This is a genomic window from Rhizobium sp. WSM409, assembly GCF_057653825.1.
The window spans coordinates 493737-512744 of the sequence record NZ_JBYGKP010000003.1 but is presented as its reverse complement, the minus strand read 5'-3'; the positions used below and the strand labels follow the sequence as shown (position 1 = coordinate 512744).

Below are 19008 nucleotides of genomic sequence, written 5' to 3'. Positions count from 1 at the left end.
GACCCACTCAAGAAAGGGGAACAAAATGCAAATGAAAACCATAATCCTGACGCTGGCATCTGCGGCATTCGCCACCGCAGCTTTCGCCGAGGACCCGATCAAGATCGGCGTGCCGGTCGGGCTGTCTGGCGCAAACAGCGTGGTCGCGCCATCCGTCGTCCAAGCTGCGGAGCTTGCCGTCGAAGAGATCAATGCCAAAGGCGGCGTGCTCGGGCGGCCATTGGAGCTTGAGATCGCCGACGACGCATCAGGGGCGGCCGGCGCGCAAAAGGCCTTCGATTCCCTGGTTTTCCAAAAGGAGGTGAACGTGATCATCTCTATGGAGACGAGTGCTGCACGCAATGCCGGACTGCCGATTATTTCCAAGGGTGACGTGCCATACATCTACACGTCGTTCTACGAAGGCAAATCCTGCAACGCCAATCTTTTCGTCGATGCCTGGGTTCCAGAACAGCAGGTGCCGCCTGTCGTTGACAATTTCATCAGCAAACAGGGCGCAACGAAATTCTTCCTGATCGGTTCGGATTATGCCTTCGGACGCGGCATGCTGACCTTCGCCAAGGGCTATATCGAAAAAGCCGGGGCTCAGGTCGTCGGCGAGGAATATCTGCCGATGGACGGCAGCGACTGGACGGCCATCATCTCCAAGGTCCGCTCCTCGGGCGCCGACGCCATCATCACCTCGACAGCCGGCGGCGCACCGAACGTGACCTTGACCAAGCAGTTGCGCTCGTCTGGCGTCACCCTGCCTTACGGCAATCTCGCCGTTGACGAAGGCACCGCCAAGAGCATGGGCGCGGATGCCAAGGACATCTTCCTCTCGGCATCCTACGTCACCGGCATCGATAGCCCGGAAAACAAGGCTTTTCTCTCGGCCATGGATAAGAAGTTCGGCAAGGAACTGCGCACGCCGAACGATCTTTCCGTGCCACAATATGAAGCGATCTACCTTTACAAGGCAGCCGTCGAAAAGGCCGGCAGCACGGATACGGCGGACGTGCTCAAAGCCCTCCCGGACGCATCCTTCACCGGTCCGCGCGGCAAGATCTCCATGAACAAACAGCACCACGCGCCGCTGACGATGTATCTTGGCCAGGTAAAGGACGATGGCAGCGTTGCAGTCGTCGATAGCTTCAAGGACGTCGATCCCGGCGATCAGTGCCCGAATCTCTGAAACCAGCGTGGCGGGGCAGGGTGCCCCGCCTCCAGCATCGGAGTTCTAGAAATGACGCTCTTTCTCGATATTGTCAGCACTGCGGCCATTCTCTTCATCGTTGCCGCCGGGCTGCTTGCGATCTTCGGCGTGCTGAAGATCATCAATTTCGCCCATGGCGCATGGCTGACCATCGGGGCCTACTGCGCTGTCGTCGTAAGCCGGATCGGCCTCAATCCGTGGCTTGCCATTCCCTTCGCGTTTCTGGTCGGAGCGATCCTCGGCGGTGTTGCCGAACGGTTCATCGTGCGGCCTCTCTATCGTCGGCCGCTCGATGCCATTCTTGCAACCTGGGGCCTTGGCATCGTCATCGGCCAGTTGATCACGCTCTGGTTTGGCCGTGATGTCCAGTTCACGCCGGCGCTGCTGCCCGGCACTTTCGATCTCTTTGGCGCCGGCTACTCGGCCTACCGTCTTTTCGCCATTGTCGCGGCTGTCGGTCTGGGGCTCGGCTTCACCTTGCTGCTCGATGGGACAAGGCTTGGTCTTTCCGCCCGGGCGGTCATCATGAATGAAACGCTGGCGCGCGGACTTGGTATCGATACCGAAAAGGTGCGGCTGGCGACCTTCATGATCGGCACCGGCCTTGCCGCCCTTGCCGGCGTGCTGCTCGCGCCGCTGACCAGCGTCGATCCCAATATGGGTGTCGCCTGGCTGACGGGCGCCTTCATGCTGGTGATGGTCGCAGGCTCTTCTTTCGGCGCGCTTGCCGCCGCCTGCCTCATCTTCGGGGCCGCTCAGGTGCTTGTCAGCATCTATTTCAGTCCAATCCTCGGCGGCATCACCGTCGCCGTCCTGTGCGCAATCACACTGCGCATCCGTCCGAAGGGATTTGCCCGTGCGTGACAGACAAAGACTCCGGCTTGTCCTTCTTCTGGCGCTGGCGCTCACAGCTCTCCTGTTGATCGTCTTCGGAACGATGTTTCTCGGCCGCTTCAGCCTCAACGTACTGACGCGTTCGATGATCTACGCCATGCTGGCGGTCACCGTCGACTTGCTCTGGGGCTACACGGGTGTCCTCACTTTCGGGCAGGCGGCGTTCTTTGGCGTGGGCGCCTATGCCACCGCCATGGTTCTTACCCATATCGGCGCAAGCCCGGCGCTTTTCGTCGTCGCGCTTGTCGCCGCCGTGCTCGTTCCGCTCGTGCTTGGCCTCGCCGTTGGCTGGCTGTCGTTCTATCACGGCTCGACACCGCTCTATGCCACCGTGATCTCGCTCGTGGTGCCGATCGTCGTCACACAGCTCGTCTTTTCGGGCGGCACGTGGACTGGTTCCTCGAGTGGCCTCGTCGGTTACGAAACCCTCCCGCTCGGGCTTCCCGGCTATTTCCGCCTGTCGGGCGCGTGCCTGCTGGTCTTGGCCGTTCTTGCCATCGTCTTCGTCCGCTCGGACGCCGGCCGTCTGCTCGTCGCAATCCGCGACAATGAAGCCCGCGTTGCCTATCTGGGCATGAACCCCGCCCGGCTGAAGATCGTCCTGACGGGCGTTCTGGCTGGCGTATGCGGCCTGGCCGGCTTCCTTTTTGCCAACGCTTCCGGTGTCGTCGCTCCTGAAAACACCGGTTTCGTTTTTGGAACCGAACTCGTCGTCTGGACGGCGCTTGGCGGCCGGGGAACGATTATCGGACCGCTGTTTGGCGCAATCGGCATCGATTATCTGAGCGCCAGTCTTTCGGGCGATCTGCCCTTCCTGTGGCAACTGATCATCGGTGCGCTCTTCGTCGCCATGATCATCCTTTTGCCGGGCGGCCTCGCTTCCCTGGTGACGCGGTTCCTGCAGTCGGCGAACTCCAGCAGCACTCTAAAGTCCTTGCCGACCCGCATCGTCGCCAAGGATGGTGCGTTGGCGGGCAAAAGCCTTCTGTCGATCCGCGGTCTCGGCAAGTCCTATGGCAGCTTCTCCGTCCTCAAGGGCATCGACCTTGAAATCGGCGCTGGAGAACTCGTCAGCCTGGTCGGCCCCAACGGCGCCGGCAAGACCACGCTGATGCGTTGTCTGTCGGACGGTACCCAGCAGATCGAAGGTCAGGTAGACATCATCGGTACAAATATCGCCGGTCGTGCACCCGAACGGATCGTCGCCCTCGGCGTCGGCCGAAAATTTCAGGTTGCCAGCATCTTCGACAGCATGACCATCGGTGAATGCCTCAAGATGGCGCGTTTCAGCCGCGAGAGACCCAACGCGATGCGGTCGCTTGGCGAGATCATGCTGCCGGCAGCGGCAGCCGAGATCCTGACGCTCACCGGCATGGCTGATATGCTGGACAAGCCGGTCTTGCTGCTGTCGCATGGTCAAAGACAGGCTCTCGAACTGGCGATGGTCGTCGCTCTGGAACCACGCATCATTCTTCTCGACGAGCCGACTGCGGGTCTTACCAAGACTGAGCGCATGACCATCGGAACCATCCTCAAGAAACTGACGGACGAAATGGGTTTCGCCGCCATCCTGGTCGAACACGATCTGGATTTCGTGCGCAACATATCGAGCCGCATCGTGGTTCTCCACCAGGGCAAGCTCGTTCTCGACGGCACGGTGAATGACGTGGTCAATTCCGAAACGGTTCGCACCATCTACGCAGGAGGCGCCCATGGCTGATACGTTCAAACTCAAGCTCGGCGAGGTCTCGAGCGGATATGGCGCGGTCGATGTCGTCAATGGCGTGTCGCTCGCCATCCGGCCGGGGGAGATCTTCGCGCTCATGGGCAAGAACGGCATGGGCAAGACGACGCTGCTGAAGACGATCCTCGGCTTCCTGCGTGCCGGCAAGGGCACGATCGAGGTGGACGGTGCTAGTATCACCGACAGGAAGCCCGCGGAGCTGATCGCTTCCGGCATCGGCTACGCCCCTCAGGAATTGCCGTTGTTCCAGGATCTCTCCATCCGCGACAATCTCCGCCTGGCGCTCAAGGGCGATCTGGATCTGCCATCCGCCCTGGAGCGGGTCTATGGCTATTTCCCGTTCCTGAAGGATCGGCTGGCGCAGAAGGCCGGCACCCTGTCGGGCGGGGAGCAGAAAATGCTGATCCTCGCACGGGCACTCATGCTGCGTCCAAAACTGCTGCTGATCGACGAAATCTCCGAAGGCCTGCAACCCTCCGTCGTTCAGAACATCGCCAAAGCATTAAGGGACGATCGCGAGAAACGTGGCACGACCATTCTGCTCGTCGAACAGAACCTGGATTTTGCCCTTTCGGTGGCCGACCGCTGGGCCATTCTCAAACTTGGGGCGATCGAAGACGAAAGCCCCAATGGTCCAGACAGCCGCGACCACGTCCTGCAACACCTTAAGATCTAGGGAGCCGGGGCAAGTGCGAGACCCATGGAACGCATTCATGCCCTATCTGGATGCGGATGTCGGGAGCGCGGCTATCGGTCCGCTTTCCGGCCTTCGCCTGGCGGTCAAGGACCTTTTCGACGTTGCCGGCTATCCGACCGCGGCCGGCAACGCCGCGGTACTCGCTGCCTCCGGCATCAAGACATCGACGGCGCCTCTGGTCCAGACGCTGCTGGATGCCGGCGCCTGTTTCGTCGGCAAAACCAATACGGATGAGCTCGCCTATTCCCTGATCGGCGGCAACATCCACTTCGGCATGCCGATCAATCCGCGCGATCCCCACCTCGTTCCCGGCGGATCGTCGTCGGGCTCGGCCGTCGCGGTTGCCGCTGGTCTCGCCGATATCGGCCTTGGAACAGACACATCCGGCTCCATCCGTCTGCCCGCCGCCGTCAACGGTCTCATCGGCTGGCGGCCGACACATGGAAGCCTCGACAACAGAGCGCTGCGTCCGCTGGCGCCAAGCTTCGACGTGCCGGGCTTCATGACGAGAAGCCTGGAACCAATGGCCGCGGTGATGAGCGCCGTCGGCATGCCCGCGGCAAATGACCAACCATCATCTATTCTCATTCCCAAGGATATCTTCGCAACCATTGACGACGCGGTCGCCGACGAGATGATCGCCCGCCTTCGATCAGCGGGCATGCCTATTCGCATGACCAATGCTATCGCCTCGTTCAGCCTCGCCGATCTTGCTTTGACGTTCATCACCATCCTGCAAAGGGAAGCCTGGGAAAGCAACAGAACACTCTTCGAGCGGAGCCCTGAAGCCATTGCGCCCGATATTGCGGCGCGTCTTCTGTCAGGATCTCACCTGGTCGACGAGGAGGTGCGCGAGGCAGGCAGGATCCGCAAACTTTTTTCCGCGGAGATCGACCGATTGCTCCGCGAAAATGTGGTTGTCGCTCTTCCGACCTTGGCCACGAGCCCGCCAAGGCGCGACGCAGAACCGGAAAGCTTTGCCGCATTTCGTTCCGCCTGCATCAAGCTTCTGTGTCTTTCAGGCCTTAGCGGCTGCCCGCAACTGGCTTTTCCCATTGTCAATTGCGCGGGGAGCGGTTCGCTTTCCTTGTTCGGCGCAAGGGGCGCCGACAGGATGCTCATTGATCTGGCCAGGCGACTAGGAGCTGGGTGAAAGAGCAAATGCGGCGCGGAGCCATGTCTCCGCCGTCCATCAATCCCCACTGCTTGCGACCGGCCGATAAAATTGTTCGTGCTGCAATGGCACCGGAATCGCAGCACTGCGCTTGGCTATTGCGAGCCGCCGGCTTTGCGTCGTCCCCGACTGACCATCATTCCGCCGACGATGAGAACAATTCCGATCGCGTTCGCCCAAAACGACGCGGGCACGGCGCTGATATAATCAAACGCCACCCCTGTCACCATCTGACCACCGATGATCAGCAGAGCCGAATTGACCGCGCCTATTCGAGCAATGACCCAGCTGCCCGCCGCCACGAAGATGACGCCGATGGGACCACCCAGATAGGTATACCAAGGCGCCTCGGCCGCACCCGCAGGAAGCAAACCTCCCACAAAAAGACCGAGGCAGGTGAGGGCGGCAAAGCCTATCGCATGGTTCCAGAAGGATGCGATCAGCGGCGTCGTCGATACGCTCAACCGTCCATTGAGCTGACGACTGAGGCCGACGAGCACACCGCCCAGGCATGCCAGGAGAATGAATATGGTCACGCCGCACCTCGCCCGAACAATATAATGAGTGCGGCCCCGGTGACGACCAAGCCGAGTGCTACGATGTCTCGTCTATCTGGGCGCCGCTTTGGCAGACCGAACAGTCCCCAACTGTCGGCCGCGACGCTGAAGGCGACCTGGCCTGCCAAACCCAAAGCCAAGGTGCCGGAGAGCCCGAGCGGTGAGTTGACCGCAGTAGAGGTCAGAATGACCGTTGCAGCGCCGGATATCCCTCCGAGATAAGCCCACCAAGGTGCATCGGGAGCTTTTTCTACCCTGGGCGTGCGCCGGCGGTGGACCATCAGGAGAAGAAGGACGGCGGCGATGATGCCTGTGCCGTGTGCGGTCCAAGATGAGAACAGAGGATTGCCATAACGGGCCAACTCGCCGTTGAGGTGCACCATGAAAGTCAGGAGCCCGCCCGTGGCAAAAGCTCCAATGAAGTAGATGGGATGCGAACTACGTGCTTCGGTGGTCATTGCAGATCCTGTCAAAGAATCGATTGCGCCGATATTTTTCAAATTGCCACTAAGGCCATTCATCGGCATTTTCAGCAAGATGATTAGCATCGTCCGATCGACACATGGTTGGTGTATTTGACAGGCTTAATTCGAGCGATGTGCCATAATGCAAGATGATGCCAGGTCCGCGGATCTCGATAGTCCAGACGCCTCCACAATACCGGGAGCCGGATTGTCGGAGATCCTCGCTCCTGGCCTTTCCGTGGTTTTCTGCGGATTGAATCCGGCTCTGTCCGCGGTTCGCGACGGCCATAATTTCTCGAACCCGAGCAACCGTTTTTGGCGGGTCTTGCATCTAGCCGGATTTACACCGCGTCTGCTGCGGGCGGATGAAGAGCGCGAGCTGCTGCAATATGGCTGCGGTCTGACATCCGCGGTGTCACGTCCTACGAAAAGCGCAAGCGAGCTCAAGAAGCAGGACTATCGCAGCGCCGCGCCCGTCCTGGAAAACAAGATACGAAAGATTGCGCCAGCCAATTTGGCCTTTCTCGGAAAGGCGGCATACGCGGCGATCAGTCTTCGAGCCGATGTTGAATGGGGTCGGCAGCCTGAGGTATTTGCCGGCGCAGACGTCTGGCTGTTGCCAAATCCGAGCGGCCTCAACAGAGCCTTCACCTTGACGACATTGACCGAACACTATCTCGAGCTGAGATTGACGCTGTAGCCGTCCTTCGTCGATCTCGAAATTGCGGTGATCATCATTCGGGAGAAATGTCATGGGACGCTTGCTTTCGGTCAATGTGGGCCTGCCGCGCGAGATCAACTGGCAAGGCAAGATCGTCAACACTGCCATTTGGAAGACGCCGGTCGACGGCCCGCGCATGGCGCGGCGCCTGAACGTTGACGGCGATGGACAAGGCGATCTGGCCGGCCACGGCGGCGAACGCCGCGCAGTCTTTGTCTATCAGACTGATTCCTATGGGTACTGGCAGGAGCACTTGCGCCGAGACTACTTCGTCTACGGGCAGTTCGGCGAGAATTTCACCGTCGACGGCTTGCCGGACGTAGAGGTATGCATAGGAGACCGTTACCGGATCGGCGGTGCCCTGTTCGAAGTGACGCAACCGCGCGTCACCTGTTACCGGCTCGGCATACGCATGGACGAGCCGGAGATGGCCGCGCTGGTGGTCAAGCACGGCCGACCTGGTTTCTATTTCCGTGTGCTGGAGGAAGGCGAAGTGCAGGCCGGCGACGAGATCACCAAGGTCGGGTCCGGACCGGAGGGCATGAGCGTTTTCGAGATCAACGCGCTGCTTTATATGCCGGGTCACCCTCACGATCAGTTGGAGCGCGCCCTGCGCATCCCGGCACTAAGCGCAGGATGGCGCGGTTCATTCGAGGCACTACTCAAGCAGGAGCGAAGGGAGGGCGCGACGACAGGGAATGCCGGGCTGGCAGCCGCGTCCGGGCCGCCTCCGGCATGGCGCGGATTCCGCCCGTTGCGTGTGTCGCGCAAGGTGCGCGAAAGCGGTAGCGTCGTTTCCCTCGTGCTCGAACCGGCAGATGGCCAACCTGTTGCCGCAGCACTCCCCGGGCAGTTCGTGGTGCTGCGGTTCGGCCCGGCTTCGGCGCCTGCGCTGACGCGCAGCTATTCGCTGTCGGGCGAGCCCGGCGGCACGCATTACCGCGTCAGCGTCAAGCGGGAAGCCCATGGCGCTGCCAGCGGTTACATCGACGAGGAATTGCGGGTCGGCGACATCGTGCAGGCAAGTGCGGCACGCGGCAGTTTCACGTTGCGACCGGGCGATACGCCGGTTGTTCTGTTGAGCGCCGGGATCGGGGTGACGCCCGTGCTCGCGATGCTTCATGTTTTGGCCGCCGAAGCATCGTCCCGGGAAGTCTGGTGGCTATATGGAACCCGCAACGGCCGCGAACATCCCTTTGCCGAGGAGGCGCGCGGGCTGCTTAAGAGGCTTCCTCACCACCACAGCCATGTTTGCTACAGCACTCCCGACCCCAAGGATCGGCCCGATATAGATTTCGACGCTCGCGGCCATTTGAATGCGCAGGCGCTCAAGTCGCTCAACCTGCCGCGCGATTGTGACGTCTATGTCTGCGGGCCGTCGAGCTTCATGAGCGATCTGAGCGCCGGCCTTGCAGCCTTGGGCATCGCGCCGAACCGGATCCACACCGAGATGTTCAGCGCGGGTCCCGCGATGACCCCGGGCATAGCTGCCTCGCCGCGCCGGCCACCACATTTGCCGAAAGGGCTTGCAGGTTCCGGGCCACTGGTGTCGTTTGCCCGCACCGGCCTCAATGTGCGCTGGGAGCCGACATTCCAGAGCTTGCTCGAGTTGGCCGAGGCCTGCGACGTGCCAGTGCGATGGTCGTGCCGCACCGGCGTCTGTCATACTTGCGAGACCGGACTTGTCGAGGGAAGGGTCCGCTACCGCCCGGACCCCATCGATGCGGCGGCGGACGGCAATGTGCTGATCTGCTGCTCGAAGCCTGACGGCGACATCGTGATCGATTTGTAAAGCGGGACGACGCGCGCCCTGGTTCTTGATCACAACAGACGCGGTCGTAGCCCGGGCTCATCACTGCCTTGCAAGCATGGAGGTTGCGATGCTGCTCAAGGGCGAACGAACATTCGTGGTGCGGGATATGGGAGGCTTCGTCACGCACCTCAACATGCCGGGGTGGTTGAAGCCCAATTCGACTGATCACGGCCACGGCCCTCTCGCCATGGTCGTTGAATCCATCCTCGATCCTGGCCGCATGATCGCCATGCATGAGCACAGGAACGACGAGATTATTTCCTGGGTGCCGGAAGGCGTCATGCGTCACGACGACAAGGCTGCCGGCCGGTTGGTTATCGACCGTGACCATCTGATGGTGATGAATGCCGGAGCAAGCTTTTGGCATTCCGAAGAGACGCTGGCATCCGATCCACCTTTGCGAATGCTGCAGATCCTCGTTCGCCCTTACGCGGTCGATCTGGAGCCGAAGATCCAGCACGGGCCGATGGCAGCTGCCGCGGCAAACGTCTGGCGACACCTGGTCGGGCCCGAAGGAGAGGGCGCGCCCTTCTATGTCCGCAGTGCGATCGACGTCTTTGATATCCGGCTAGACGCAGGCATACGGGTGGAATTCCCGCAGAAACATCGCCGAGACCTCTATTTCTATGTCTTTAGCGGTTTCGTTGTCGTCGATACGCGACCGTTCGCCGAAGGCGAGCAGGGGCTGCATTTATCGGGTGACAAGCTCGAAGTAGAGGCGCAGAGTGCAAGTACGTTGGTCGCGTTTCTGCTCGACCCGAACGCAACTATCACCAAGCAGGGGACTGTCGGCGACCACAAGAAGATCCCGCCGGCGATCATCATTCGCGCGTTCCTGCGATGGAGGAAATTTCGCCATATGTGGCGTCGTCATCTTTCGCATCGCCGCTCGAAGACCGAAAAGGCGATATGAATGGAACAAGGATGCCCCTAACGGGTTTCGAACCTTAGCGTTCAATAGGAGGAGCATTTCATGCCTACGGTTGCCGCCACACCCATCACCCCACCGGACCAGCACGTTGTAACGGCGCGCGAAGCCATCGAGCCGCTTTATGAGAAGCTCGAGCTTCAAACGGAATCGCTGGTTCTGTCTGCGGCGCTGGAAGCGGGATGGTCTTCGGACGAGGCAACCAAGGCTCTGGCGACGCTCAGACTTCAGGACGCACTTTCCACCCTTGGACGAACGGCCTGACCAATAGAACTCCGGGAATAATCGACGCTCTTGTCGGAATGCCGACTATCCGAACGGTCTCGCGCGGCGTGCTGACTACACGGCGGCTGCGTGATTAGTGGCATGGAGCGCGCCCTCGCATTTTCAGTTTGACCAGGCATCCCAAGGAACCTCAATCAATCTCTGCGCCATGCGCGAACCAAGTATCCATCGGCGCCCTCGATAGGGTCGCTGCTCGGGATCGAGAGTTCGGCAATGGTCAAAAGTTGCTCTTCAGACGGAGCTGATGTCAGTATGTCTGCATGCTGTCCGGGCGGATAGCCTCCTACCACAGAAAAATCCGCACTCGCCCCAAGGTTCCGATGGCCGGTCCCGGCTGGCAAGATCAGACAATCGCCCGCTGCGACATCGATTTCTTTGCCCTCTGGCCCGCCGAGCAAAAGCTTCGCCGTGCCCCTGGCAATACCAAGCACCTCATGGGCACCAGAATGATAATGGTCGTAGGTGAAGATGCCATTCCGCCATATCCCGGTCCATCCGTTGCTCGCGAACAGGTCTTCGAAACTCTTGCTGCCTGCTGCGGCTGAAAGCGCACGTCGATAGATTAGAACTGACAGTTTCGGGTTGTTTGGCACCCAGCTGCTTCGCTGTAGCTGCAGCTCGTGTACGACAACCGGGTCAGTGGCATCCTCGGTCATAAAAATGTCTCCCAAGCATATATCCGATCTTCGTTGAGCTAATCAGCCTGGCACGGTTGGGGAGGCGCTGGTCTCGCAAGAAATCCCAACTCGACTATGGCTCATCAAATGAGGACGCTCTGACCGTCAACGTCTTCCCGGCGGGGTCTTGCTGGAATATCAGCCCACCTTTGGCCTTCGAGTGTCCCGGGACATAATCCAAGACGGTCTCGACGTTTTCAAGGACCGAATCTTGTTCTCGTATCTCGCCCTGGACGGTTACCTGCGACGCGGTCGCGCTTGAATCGTTTCGGATTTCGAAGAGAACTTGAAAACCATCGCCGCGTTTTTCGGTTTGCAGCACGACCCCGACCAGGTTCGGCGAAGAGTCACGGTCAACCAATGCATCCTTGCCAATCCAAGCAATCACGCCAAGGACAATTACGGCCGAGACGACACCCGTGACCCATTCAATCCAATGCGGTTCGCCTGCTTCCAGATTTTTGCCGTTGGAGATTTTTGTCATCGTGCCTCACAGGATCAGGCGAGCTGCTGCCGCGCCAATGGCACCGGGAAAGCTCAGAACGACAACGGCCATAAGGATTTGGGTAGACCCGATGTCATCGGTTCTATGGAACGTCCAGAGGCAATAGGCACTGATCAGACCGGCAATTACGTAGCCCGGCAGGGTGAAGCGAACGAAAGCGTGCCAGCTTGGCGTACCCTCGGCGAGATCGTGGCTCCCCTTGAAAGAAAGGGCGTAAACGAACCCATGCATGACTGCCAGCGAGGCGGCGATCATGAGCAAGGCATGCCACGGCGTCATCTTGTAGGAGAGCAAGATCATTTCCTCGGTGGGCGCGACGTTGAGGTTGAGGAACAGGGCGCCGACCGCCATCAGGAATAGTTCACCGGCGTAGCTCGTTTCCCGTTCGTGGATTGGGTCATCACTATCGCCTTCCTTGGCATCGACGCCATCGTCCGATTGTCCGCCGAGCTGGCTCCGACCTAGCATCGCGCCGATGCTGGCAGGTATGGACTGGATCGCGATCATTCCGATAATCTCGTGCGGAGATTGGTCGTATTTCAGAACCCCCATGGCGAAGAGGATAAGTGCGCTGCCCAGAACCCCAAGGCCATAGGCAATGCTTGCATCACGGATCGCTTGTCGCCAGGTTGACGTCCGCTCAAATCCGATCCGGTCCGAGAGAATAACGAGAAGGGGAATATTGACGATCAGCAAGAGAAACAGGCGGCTGCGGTCCATGTAGAAGCCGAGCTCCCACATTTCCATGGTCATGAACATGGGCAGCGCGAAAAGCAATGCTCCCGCAATACCGCGTGCGATCCCTGCAAAAAATTTGCTTCTATCGAAATCCTCGCGCGTGATCGCGACACTCAAGTTTGATCTCCCCCTAAATGAAAAACTCCCACCACCCGTAAACCGAGGCAGCGGCATTCAAAGCGCAGGCGCTCGCTGCAGAAGCGCGGGTTGGACGCATGAGCACCAGCGCCGCCGAAGTCAAAGCCGTCATGGACATCAAGGTTGACATGACTTTTCTCGAATGCTTCTCAGTTGTGAGATAGTGGCAGCTCCGACCGTACCTGCGAGAGATTTGGGGTCGACACGGTTCGATATCGTGCCTCGACCAAATTATAGATTCCGAACGCAGCCAAGCCGATAGCCACGACGAGGTAGAGAACAGCTCCGAACGGAAGCTGTCTCACGAAGGTCAAGGCATCACTTATGCTCCCTGCCTGGCCCGGATCGACGGTAAAGGCCGCATAGCAAAAGAAGATGCCGACGATCACGAAAACGACCCCACGGGAAACGAGCCCATAGATGCAAACCAATAACAGAGGTCGGCTTTGACCGAGCGTGAGATATCGCTCAAACCGCCTCGTGATACCTTTCAGCGCTGTAACGGCGCCACCAATGACAAACCCGAGACCAATCGCACCAGCTAGGAATCGACCAAACGGTTGCGACATGACCCAAGCTGCCAAGCCCTTTTCTCCGCCGTCACCACCGGATCCAAAGCCAAGTGCGTCCTGAAAGGCGTATATCGCCAACCCCAAGTACGTCACGGCGCTCCCGAGAAGAGCGGCACGGATCAGGTAGCTTTTCAAACTGTGGTCATGGTTGTCTGCGTTTGCGATGGACTGGGCAAGCCGCCATGCTACGAAGCCGAGTAGCCCGAGCCCTATCAACCCCAGCCACACTCGGCCTAATGGCTGTTCCAAGACAGCGTCGAGCGCTGATTTGGTATCGGCCTTTCCGCCGCCGAAGCTCGAAAATACTGCGAGCGCAGCAACGAGCAAAAACACAATGCCTCGGGCGCTATATCCAGCCCGCGCAAGCCATTCAAATTTCGACCTGGTCATCTCTGGTTCCCCCGCCGCGGATTTAACGAGCGCCCAGCAAAACAGTTCCGACTTCTCCGCGATGAATGTCTTCAACGAGGCAAGGTCCTCGAACTTTTATCGCAAATTTGACTGTCGGACGCCAACAGGGGTTGCCAATGAAACGAGATTGCGAGCAGCGCGAAACGCGGCTCAATATATTTCAGTTCCATAAGATAGATTATGCCACTTTTACAATTATAGATTGCGTCAATTAACTACATACACTCCAGTTTCCTGGGAAACTCAGCCGGGGGCCCCCTGAGATCCGGCTTTCAAATATCGTTTGGTGATCGCAGTTCATAGAGCACGTGACGGCGCAACGGATGCCCCTCGGCCAGATTGGGATGATCGAATTCACCGATCCGGTTCATCCCTAGCCGTCTCATCAAACCCCAGGAATTGCTGTTTGCGGGCACCGTGAAGCTGACGATGCGGTCAAGCTTCAGCTCGTTGAATGCAAAGTCGAGAGACCGTTCCGCGGCCTCGCGCGCATAGCCGGCGCCGTGCCGAGACGCTGAAAGCCGCCAACCGATTTCGACTGCCGGGGCAAATGGCAAAGCAGGTGAAACCTTAGCGAGGCCGCACATGCCGATCAACGCGCCGCTTGCCTTTTCCTCCAGCGCCCAGAACCCCCAGCCATGATCCTCGAAGTGAAGGTCGATGCGGTCGAGCATCGCATTCGACTGTTCGTCGGTCAGAGGGTTGAGATATCTGACGACGTCGGGCTCGGCATTGATCGCAGCGAAGGGCTTGCGATCCTGTTGTTGCCAGGGTCTCAAAATCAGGCGTTCAGTTTCGAGCTGCATCGTCTCTCACCATTAGCTCCTACCAGAGCGTCATGTGACGGTTGACGTCCTTGTAGAGCAGGTAGCGGAACCGGCCGGGGCCACCGGCGTAACATGCCTGCGGGCAGAAGGAGCGCAGCCACATGAAGTCGCCGGCCTCGACCTCGACCCAATCCTGGTTCAGCCGATAGACGGCTTTGCCCTCTAGCACATAGAGACCATGCTCCATGACATGGGTTTCCATGAAGGGGATCACGGCGCCCGGCTCCAGAGTCACGATATTCACGTGCATGTCGTAGCGGACATCGGCCGCATCGATGAACCGGGTCGTCCCCCAGCGTCCATCGGTATCGGGCATTGCCGAGATTGGGTGCTGGTCCTCATGCGTGACAATCGCCGGCGGCGGCTCCAGCCCCTCGACCTCCTGAAATGCCTTTCGAATCCAGTGGAATTTTGCCGCAGTCGAGCCGCCGTTTTTCAGGCGCCAGACCGAACCCGCCGGAATATAGGCGAAGGAACCGGCGCGAAGCGCATGGCTGACGCCTTCGAGTTCCACTGTCATCTCGCCTTCGACGACGAACAGGACCGCTTCCGCCCGCTTGTCGGGCTCCGGCCGGTCGCTTCCGCCGCCCGGCTGAACTTCCATGACATATTGCGAGAAGGTCTCGGAGAAGCCGGAGAGCGGCCGGGAGAGAACCCATGCCCGTGTCCCCGTCCAATGCGGAAGGACGCTGGTGACAATATCCGTCATGACGCTGCGTGGGATAACCGCATAGGCTGTGGTGAAGACGGCCTTGCTGGAAAGCAGCTCGGTTTGCGGCGGCAATCCGCCGAGTTTGGAATAATAATCTCTGTTCATCGGTCCAGGCTTCGCGGCATTTGGTTATGCATCTGCTTTATGCGCCGTTTGCACGTTAGGCAACTCCCAATGGGCCGAGCGGAGCCAACTGACGGACTGCATAATTCCTGAAATCGGACCAGGCCTCAGGATAAACTAGACAGCAATTCAGGATGTTACAGCGCGATCTTCAGGCGTCACGAAAAGACGGGCTGCGTTATGGCTTACCGATCGGCCATGACCAGATGGCCCGGCCCGACTTCGCGATAAGACGTGCTCGCGGGCTGATAATCGACCGGGCGCATCGGGCTCTTGATCTCGTCATTCGCCACCATCCGCTTTTCGTGGCGACGGTCCGGATCCGGCACGGGCACTGCCGCAATGAGTTTCTTCGTATAGGGATGCTGCGGATTTTCGAAGACCGCGGCCCGCGGGCCGATCTCGACGATCTCGCCGAGATACATCACCGCCACCCGGTGGCTGACGCGCTCGACTACCGCCATATCGTGCGAGATGAACAGGAAGGCAAGGTTGAGGCTCTGCTGCAGGTCGAGCATCAGGTTGATGACTTGCGCCTTGATCGAGACGTCGAGCGCCGAGACGCTTTCGTCGGCGACGATGACCTTCGGCTGCAAGGCAAGCGCGCGCGCAATGCAGATGCGCTGGCGCTGGCCGCCGGAAAATTCATGCGGGTAGCGCGCTGCCATATCCGCCGACAGACCGACCTTCACCAGCAGATCGGCGACGACGTCTTTTGCCTGTTTCGAATTGCCCATCCTGTGTTCGAGATAGGGTTCGGCGATCGCAGCACCGACCGTCATGCGCGGATTGAGGCTGGCAAAGGGATCCTGGAAGATCATCTGCACGGATTTGCGCATCTCGCGCAGATCCTTCCTGTCGAGGCCGAGCACCTCCCTGCCCTCGACGAGAACGGAACCGGCCTGCGGCTCAATGAGCCGCATGATGGCGCGGCCGGTCGTCGATTTGCCGCAGCCGGATTCGCCGACGAGCGACAGCGTCTCGCCGGCATGAAGGTCGAAGGAAACGTTTTCCACTGCGTGCACCCGGCTGGTCAGCCGGCCGAACAGACCGGAATGAATATCGAAACGCTTGGTGAGGTTCTTCACCTGCAGGACCGGCGTCGCTGCCACCGTATCGGTGACCTCGACGGGAATGTCGGATTCACCCGTTGCGGTGTTGACCACGGGAAAGCGCAGCGGCCTTTGCCTGCCCTGCATCGAGCCGAGCACCGGCACGGCGGATAGTAGCGCTCTGGTATAGGGATGTTTGCCGCGGTGGAAGATATCGGCGGTGGCGCCGCTTTCCACCTGTTCGCCGCGATACATCACCACCGTCCTGTCGGCGATCTCGGCGACGACACCCATGTCATGGGTGATGAACAGAACGGAGGTCCCCTCCTCGTCCTGCAGCATCTTGATGAGATCGAGGATCTGGCCCTGGATGGTGACGTCGAGCGCCGTCGTCGGCTCGTCGGCGATCAGCAATTTCGGCCGGCTGGCGAGCGCCATGGCGATCATCACCCGCTGGCGCATGCCGCCGGAAAAACGGTGCGGATATTCGCCGAAGCGCGAGGCGGCCGAGGGGATGCGGACCTTTTCCAAGAGCCGGATCGTCTCCGCCTTCGCATCGGTTTTGCTCATGTCGGAATGGCAGAGCAGCGCTTCGGAAATCTGGTCGCCGATGGTGAAGAGCGGATTGAGCGATGTCATCGGCTCCTGGAAGATCATCGCCACCTCGTTTCCGCGAACCTGCCGCATGGCATTTTCCGGCAAGGCCAGAAGGTCGCGTCCGCCGAGCATGACGCGGCCCTCGACACGGCTCGTGTCCGCCTGCAGCAGCCGCATGATCGAGAGCGAGGTGACGCTCTTGCCCGAGCCGGATTCGCCGACAATCGCCACTGTCTCCGCTGGCACCACCGTGAAAGACACATCGCGCACGACCGGTTTCCAGACACCGTCCACCAGGAAGGATGTCGTCAGACCTTCGACGGAAAGAACGTCGGTCGTCGCCTGGATCGGTTGGGTTTGGGCACTGGCCATGGTGGTTCCTCTTGCGACAGGTAAGCGGCGGATCAATCCGGCCAGCGCAGCGCACCGTCGAAGCGGTGCCTGCTACGGTTCTCGATGGGCGTTGCGATGATCTCATTGGACGCGCGCGCCTTGTCGAGCTCCTGCGCCAGGCGCTCCGCGACGACCGTCTCCTCGCCCGGGTGCAGGTTGCAGGGGTCGAGATAAAAATAGCGGTGCTCCACCTCATGATCGCGCACGATGATCGGCGGGCTGCCCTTGGCAAGCGCATCGGCCAGATCCCAGGCGGTGATATGGGCTGGCTCGGGATCGACGATCAGGCGCAGCCGCTCGAGCGGATTGTGGGTCGGATCGGGCTCGATCAGCGCGGTAAGGCCAGGGCGGCCGTCGAGCGTGCGCTTCCACAGGTTGAGATAGCCGGTCTCGCGTTCCCGGATGCCGGCATGGTCACGATTTTCCCAGGCTTCGAGTGCCGCCATGACGCCGAAGATGCTCTCCTTGCCGACCTTCATGCCGCGGCCGATGCCCATGTTCTGCAGGAAGGCATGACGCACCAGCTCCTTGCTGCCGGCAACGATGCCCGAAGTCGGACCGCCGAGGAATTTGTGGCCGGAGTAAAGGGCGATATCGGCCCCCTGCTCCAGGAAAATCCTGAGATCATATTCCGAGGCGGCATCGACGATGACGGGCACGCCCTTGGCATGGGCAATCTCGACGAATTCCTTGAGGTTCAAAAGGCCGTAATCGACGACATGGTGGGAGACGACATAGACGGCAGCCGCGGTCTTGTCGGTGATGGCGTTTTCCATGTGGAAGCGATGCGTCGAGGTCGCCTGCCCGACAAGCACGACCTTGCCGCCGGCAAGCCGGATCGCCTGGTCGACCGGGGCGCCGTAGCTGACCACATGCCCCATCTGCACCAGCACTTCGTTCTTCTCCGGCACGACATCCGGCAACCTCTCGATCGCCAGCAGATTGTTGCCGGTGATGGCGCCGGCAACAGCCAGCGAAATGCCGGCCGAGCAGGAGGCGGTGACGAAGCCCGCCTCGCCGCCGGTCAGCCGGCCGATGACGCCGCTTGCCTTGCGCTGCAGGTCGTTGATCTCGACGAAATGCGGCAGGATCGATGCCATCGCGCTGATCGCTTCTGGAACGACGATCGAGGCGCCGAGGCTGGTCATGGTGCCCGATACATTGATGACAGGGCGAAGGCCGAGCGACGGGCGGATATCAGTGGACATGGAGATCTCCAGGATTCTGGGTCGAAAAACGAAACATGGGGCGGTCGATCAAGTGTGTCGAGTTCCCGTCAGCCGTGCAAGGCGACGATTGCCTCGATCTCGACGGTGATGTTGCCGGGCAGCGAGCCGAAGCCGACGGCCGAGCGGGCATGTTCGCCGGCCGGCCCGAAGACTTCAATCAGCAGATCCGAGCAGCCGTTAATGACGCTCGGATGATCCTCGAACTCAGGCACGGCATTGACCATGCCGAGCAATTTCACCACCCGCTTGACCCGGGCGAGATCGCCAAGCGCATCCTGCATGACGGCAAGCAGGTTGATGCCCGTCAGCCGCGCATGGCCGTAGGCCTCGTCGATACTGACTCCACCGCCGACCTTGCCGGCATGCATGAAACCGTCGGCCTCACGCGGTCCCTGGCCGGAGAGATAGAGCATATTGCCTTCGATTACGTGCGTGACGAAATTGGCGATCGGCGGCGGCGGCGGCGGCAGCGCAATGCCGAGGGCGGCAAGCCGTTCGTAAGGCGAGTTCTCGACCTTGCCGGCGGCGGTGGGAAACTGATTCACGCAAACTCCTGTCATGC

General features: G+C 60.1%; 20 protein-coding genes. 9 read left to right on the top strand and 11 right to left on the bottom strand.

From position 1 onward, the window contains the following. Positions 1-25 precede the first annotated feature (25 nt). Genes AC25BC_RS30095 through AC25BC_RS30075 form a run of 5 tightly spaced genes read left to right on the top strand, consistent with a single transcriptional unit; the run spans position 26 to position 5683 of the window. The gene (locus tag AC25BC_RS30095) at positions 26-1174 is read left to right on the top strand and encodes a substrate-binding protein (protein WP_128438681.1); all 1149 of its coding nucleotides are present in this window, start codon (positions 26-28) and stop codon (positions 1172-1174) included. A gap of 51 nt (positions 1175-1225) precedes the next feature. Continuing rightward, positions 1226-2059, top strand: a complete 834-nt coding sequence (locus AC25BC_RS30090) for a branched-chain amino acid ABC transporter permease (protein WP_003553135.1) — start codon at positions 1226-1228, stop codon at positions 2057-2059. Beyond that, the gene (locus tag AC25BC_RS30085) at positions 2046-3809 is read left to right on the top strand and encodes a branched-chain amino acid ABC transporter ATP-binding protein/permease (RefSeq protein ID WP_206642369.1); all 1764 of its coding nucleotides are present in this window, start codon (positions 2046-2048) and stop codon (positions 3807-3809) included. Before AC25BC_RS30090 ends, AC25BC_RS30085 begins: the two co-directional genes overlap by 14 nt. Next, positions 3802-4509: an ABC transporter ATP-binding protein gene (locus AC25BC_RS30080; protein WP_003553132.1), complete on the top strand. Its 708-nt coding sequence runs from the start codon at positions 3802-3804 to the stop codon at positions 4507-4509. The genes AC25BC_RS30085 and AC25BC_RS30080 overlap by 8 nt, the downstream gene beginning before the upstream one ends. Positions 4510-4522: 13 nt before the next feature. After that, the gene (locus tag AC25BC_RS30075) at positions 4523-5683 is read left to right on the top strand and encodes an amidase family protein (RefSeq protein WP_128438679.1); all 1161 of its coding nucleotides are present in this window, start codon (positions 4523-4525) and stop codon (positions 5681-5683) included. Between the two features lie 116 nt (positions 5684-5799). Here the strand turns inward: AC25BC_RS30075 and AC25BC_RS30070 are convergent, their stop codons facing one another. Beyond that, positions 5800-6240 (bottom strand): DMT family transporter, encoded by a 441-nt coding sequence (locus tag AC25BC_RS30070; protein ID WP_128438678.1) that lies wholly within the window; start codon positions 6238-6240, stop codon positions 5800-5802. Further along, complete coding sequence (locus AC25BC_RS30065) at positions 6237-6719, bottom strand: DMT family transporter (RefSeq protein ID WP_128438718.1); 483 nt, start codon at positions 6717-6719, stop codon at positions 6237-6239. The genes AC25BC_RS30070 and AC25BC_RS30065 overlap by 4 nt, the downstream gene beginning before the upstream one ends. A 148-nt stretch (positions 6720-6867) precedes the next feature. Here AC25BC_RS30065 and mug point away from each other — a divergent pair, with 148 nt between their 5' ends. The 4 genes from mug (at position 6868) to AC25BC_RS30045 (ending at position 10451) form a co-directional block, all read left to right on the top strand. Beyond that, positions 6868-7425, top strand: a complete 558-nt coding sequence (mug, locus tag AC25BC_RS30060; protein WP_128438677.1) for a G/U mismatch-specific DNA glycosylase — start codon at positions 6868-6870, stop codon at positions 7423-7425. A 52-nt stretch (positions 7426-7477) separates the two neighbouring features. Then, entirely contained in the window at positions 7478-9238 is a 1761-nt protein-coding gene (locus AC25BC_RS30055) for an MOSC and FAD-binding oxidoreductase domain-containing protein (RefSeq protein WP_128438676.1), read from the top strand. An 88-nt stretch (positions 9239-9326) separates the two neighbouring features. Further along, on the top strand, positions 9327-10172 hold the full coding sequence (locus tag AC25BC_RS30050) for a pirin family protein (RefSeq protein WP_128438675.1): 846 nt from the start codon (positions 9327-9329) through the stop codon (positions 10170-10172). Positions 10173-10232: 60 nt separating this feature from the next. Further along, a complete protein-coding gene (locus AC25BC_RS30045) occupies positions 10233-10451 on the top strand; it encodes a hypothetical protein (protein ID WP_003553121.1) in 219 nt (72 codons plus the stop codon). Positions 10452-10606: 155 nt separating this feature from the next. Here the strand turns inward: AC25BC_RS30045 and AC25BC_RS30040 are convergent, their stop codons facing one another. The 9 genes from AC25BC_RS30040 to AC25BC_RS30000 all read right to left on the bottom strand — a co-directional run bounded on the left by AC25BC_RS30040 (position 10607) and on the right by AC25BC_RS30000 (position 19006). Beyond that, complete coding sequence (locus AC25BC_RS30040; protein ID WP_003553119.1) at positions 10607-11128, bottom strand: cupin domain-containing protein; 522 nt, start codon at positions 11126-11128, stop codon at positions 10607-10609. Between the two features lie 94 nt (positions 11129-11222). Beyond that, on the bottom strand, positions 11223-11633 hold the full coding sequence (locus tag AC25BC_RS30035) for a TIGR02588 family protein (protein ID WP_003553118.1): 411 nt from the start codon (positions 11631-11633) through the stop codon (positions 11223-11225). Positions 11634-11639: 6 nt separating this feature from the next. After that, positions 11640-12509: a TIGR02587 family membrane protein gene (locus AC25BC_RS30030; RefSeq protein ID WP_164902991.1), complete on the bottom strand. Its 870-nt coding sequence runs from the start codon at positions 12507-12509 to the stop codon at positions 11640-11642. Positions 12510-12679: 170 nt separating this feature from the next. Beyond that, positions 12680-13567, bottom strand: coding sequence for a DUF1206 domain-containing protein (locus tag AC25BC_RS30025; protein ID WP_003553743.1), 888 nt, complete (start codon positions 13565-13567; stop codon positions 12680-12682). A gap of 218 nt (positions 13568-13785) precedes the next feature. Further along, positions 13786-14319: a GNAT family N-acetyltransferase gene (locus AC25BC_RS30020; protein WP_012763226.1), complete on the bottom strand. Its 534-nt coding sequence runs from the start codon at positions 14317-14319 to the stop codon at positions 13786-13788. A 19-nt stretch (positions 14320-14338) separates the two neighbouring features. Then, complete coding sequence (locus tag AC25BC_RS30015) at positions 14339-15157, bottom strand: bifunctional allantoicase/(S)-ureidoglycine aminohydrolase (protein ID WP_012763227.1); 819 nt, start codon at positions 15155-15157, stop codon at positions 14339-14341. A gap of 203 nt (positions 15158-15360) precedes the next feature. After that, positions 15361-17196 carry an ABC transporter ATP-binding protein gene (locus AC25BC_RS30010; protein ID WP_012763228.1) on the bottom strand — a complete coding sequence of 612 codons (1836 nt, stop codon included), beginning with the start codon at positions 17194-17196 and terminating at the stop codon, positions 15361-15363. Positions 17197-17228: 32 nt separating this feature from the next. Then, entirely contained in the window at positions 17229-18425 is a 1197-nt protein-coding gene (locus tag AC25BC_RS30005; RefSeq protein WP_128438673.1) for an aminotransferase class V-fold PLP-dependent enzyme, read from the bottom strand. Between the two features lie 68 nt (positions 18426-18493). Further along, positions 18494-19006: a RidA family protein gene (locus AC25BC_RS30000; RefSeq protein ID WP_017996429.1), complete on the bottom strand. Its 513-nt coding sequence runs from the start codon at positions 19004-19006 to the stop codon at positions 18494-18496. Between the last annotated feature and the right edge of the window lie 2 nt (positions 19007-19008).

What these genes read in the sequence shown, in the direction of transcription:
- AC25BC_RS30095 (WP_128438681.1), top strand. Translation starts at nt 26, where the DNA reads ATGCAAATGAAAACCATAATCCTGACGCTGGCATCTGCGGCATTCGCC.
- AC25BC_RS30090 (WP_003553135.1), top strand. Translation starts at nt 1,226, where the DNA reads ATGACGCTCTTTCTCGATATTGTCAGCACTGCGGCCATTCTCTTCATC.
- AC25BC_RS30080 (WP_003553132.1), top strand. Translation starts at nt 3,802, where the DNA reads ATGGCTGATACGTTCAAACTCAAGCTCGGCGAGGTCTCGAGCGGATAT.
- AC25BC_RS30065 (WP_128438718.1), bottom strand. Translation starts at nt 6,719, where the DNA reads ATGACCACCGAAGCACGTAGTTCGCATCCCATCTACTTCATTGGAGCT.
- mug (WP_128438677.1), top strand. Translation starts at nt 6,868, where the DNA reads ATGCAAGATGATGCCAGGTCCGCGGATCTCGATAGTCCAGACGCCTCC.
- AC25BC_RS30055 (WP_128438676.1), top strand. Translation starts at nt 7,478, where the DNA reads ATGGGACGCTTGCTTTCGGTCAATGTGGGCCTGCCGCGCGAGATCAAC.
- AC25BC_RS30050 (WP_128438675.1), top strand. Translation starts at nt 9,327, where the DNA reads ATGCTGCTCAAGGGCGAACGAACATTCGTGGTGCGGGATATGGGAGGC.
- AC25BC_RS30045 (WP_003553121.1), top strand. Translation starts at nt 10,233, where the DNA reads ATGCCTACGGTTGCCGCCACACCCATCACCCCACCGGACCAGCACGTT.
- AC25BC_RS30040 (WP_003553119.1), bottom strand. Translation starts at nt 11,128, where the DNA reads ATGACCGAGGATGCCACTGACCCGGTTGTCGTACACGAGCTGCAGCTA.
- AC25BC_RS30035 (WP_003553118.1), bottom strand. Translation starts at nt 11,633, where the DNA reads ATGACAAAAATCTCCAACGGCAAAAATCTGGAAGCAGGCGAACCGCAT.
- AC25BC_RS30020 (WP_012763226.1), bottom strand. Translation starts at nt 14,319, where the DNA reads ATGCAGCTCGAAACTGAACGCCTGATTTTGAGACCCTGGCAACAACAG.
- AC25BC_RS30015 (WP_012763227.1), bottom strand. Translation starts at nt 15,157, where the DNA reads ATGAACAGAGATTATTATTCCAAACTCGGCGGATTGCCGCCGCAAACC.
- AC25BC_RS30010 (WP_012763228.1), bottom strand. Translation starts at nt 17,196, where the DNA reads ATGGCCAGTGCCCAAACCCAACCGATCCAGGCGACGACCGACGTTCTT.
- AC25BC_RS30005 (WP_128438673.1), bottom strand. Translation starts at nt 18,425, where the DNA reads ATGTCCACTGATATCCGCCCGTCGCTCGGCCTTCGCCCTGTCATCAAT.
- AC25BC_RS30000 (WP_017996429.1), bottom strand. Translation starts at nt 19,006, where the DNA reads ATGACAGGAGTTTGCGTGAATCAGTTTCCCACCGCCGCCGGCAAGGTC.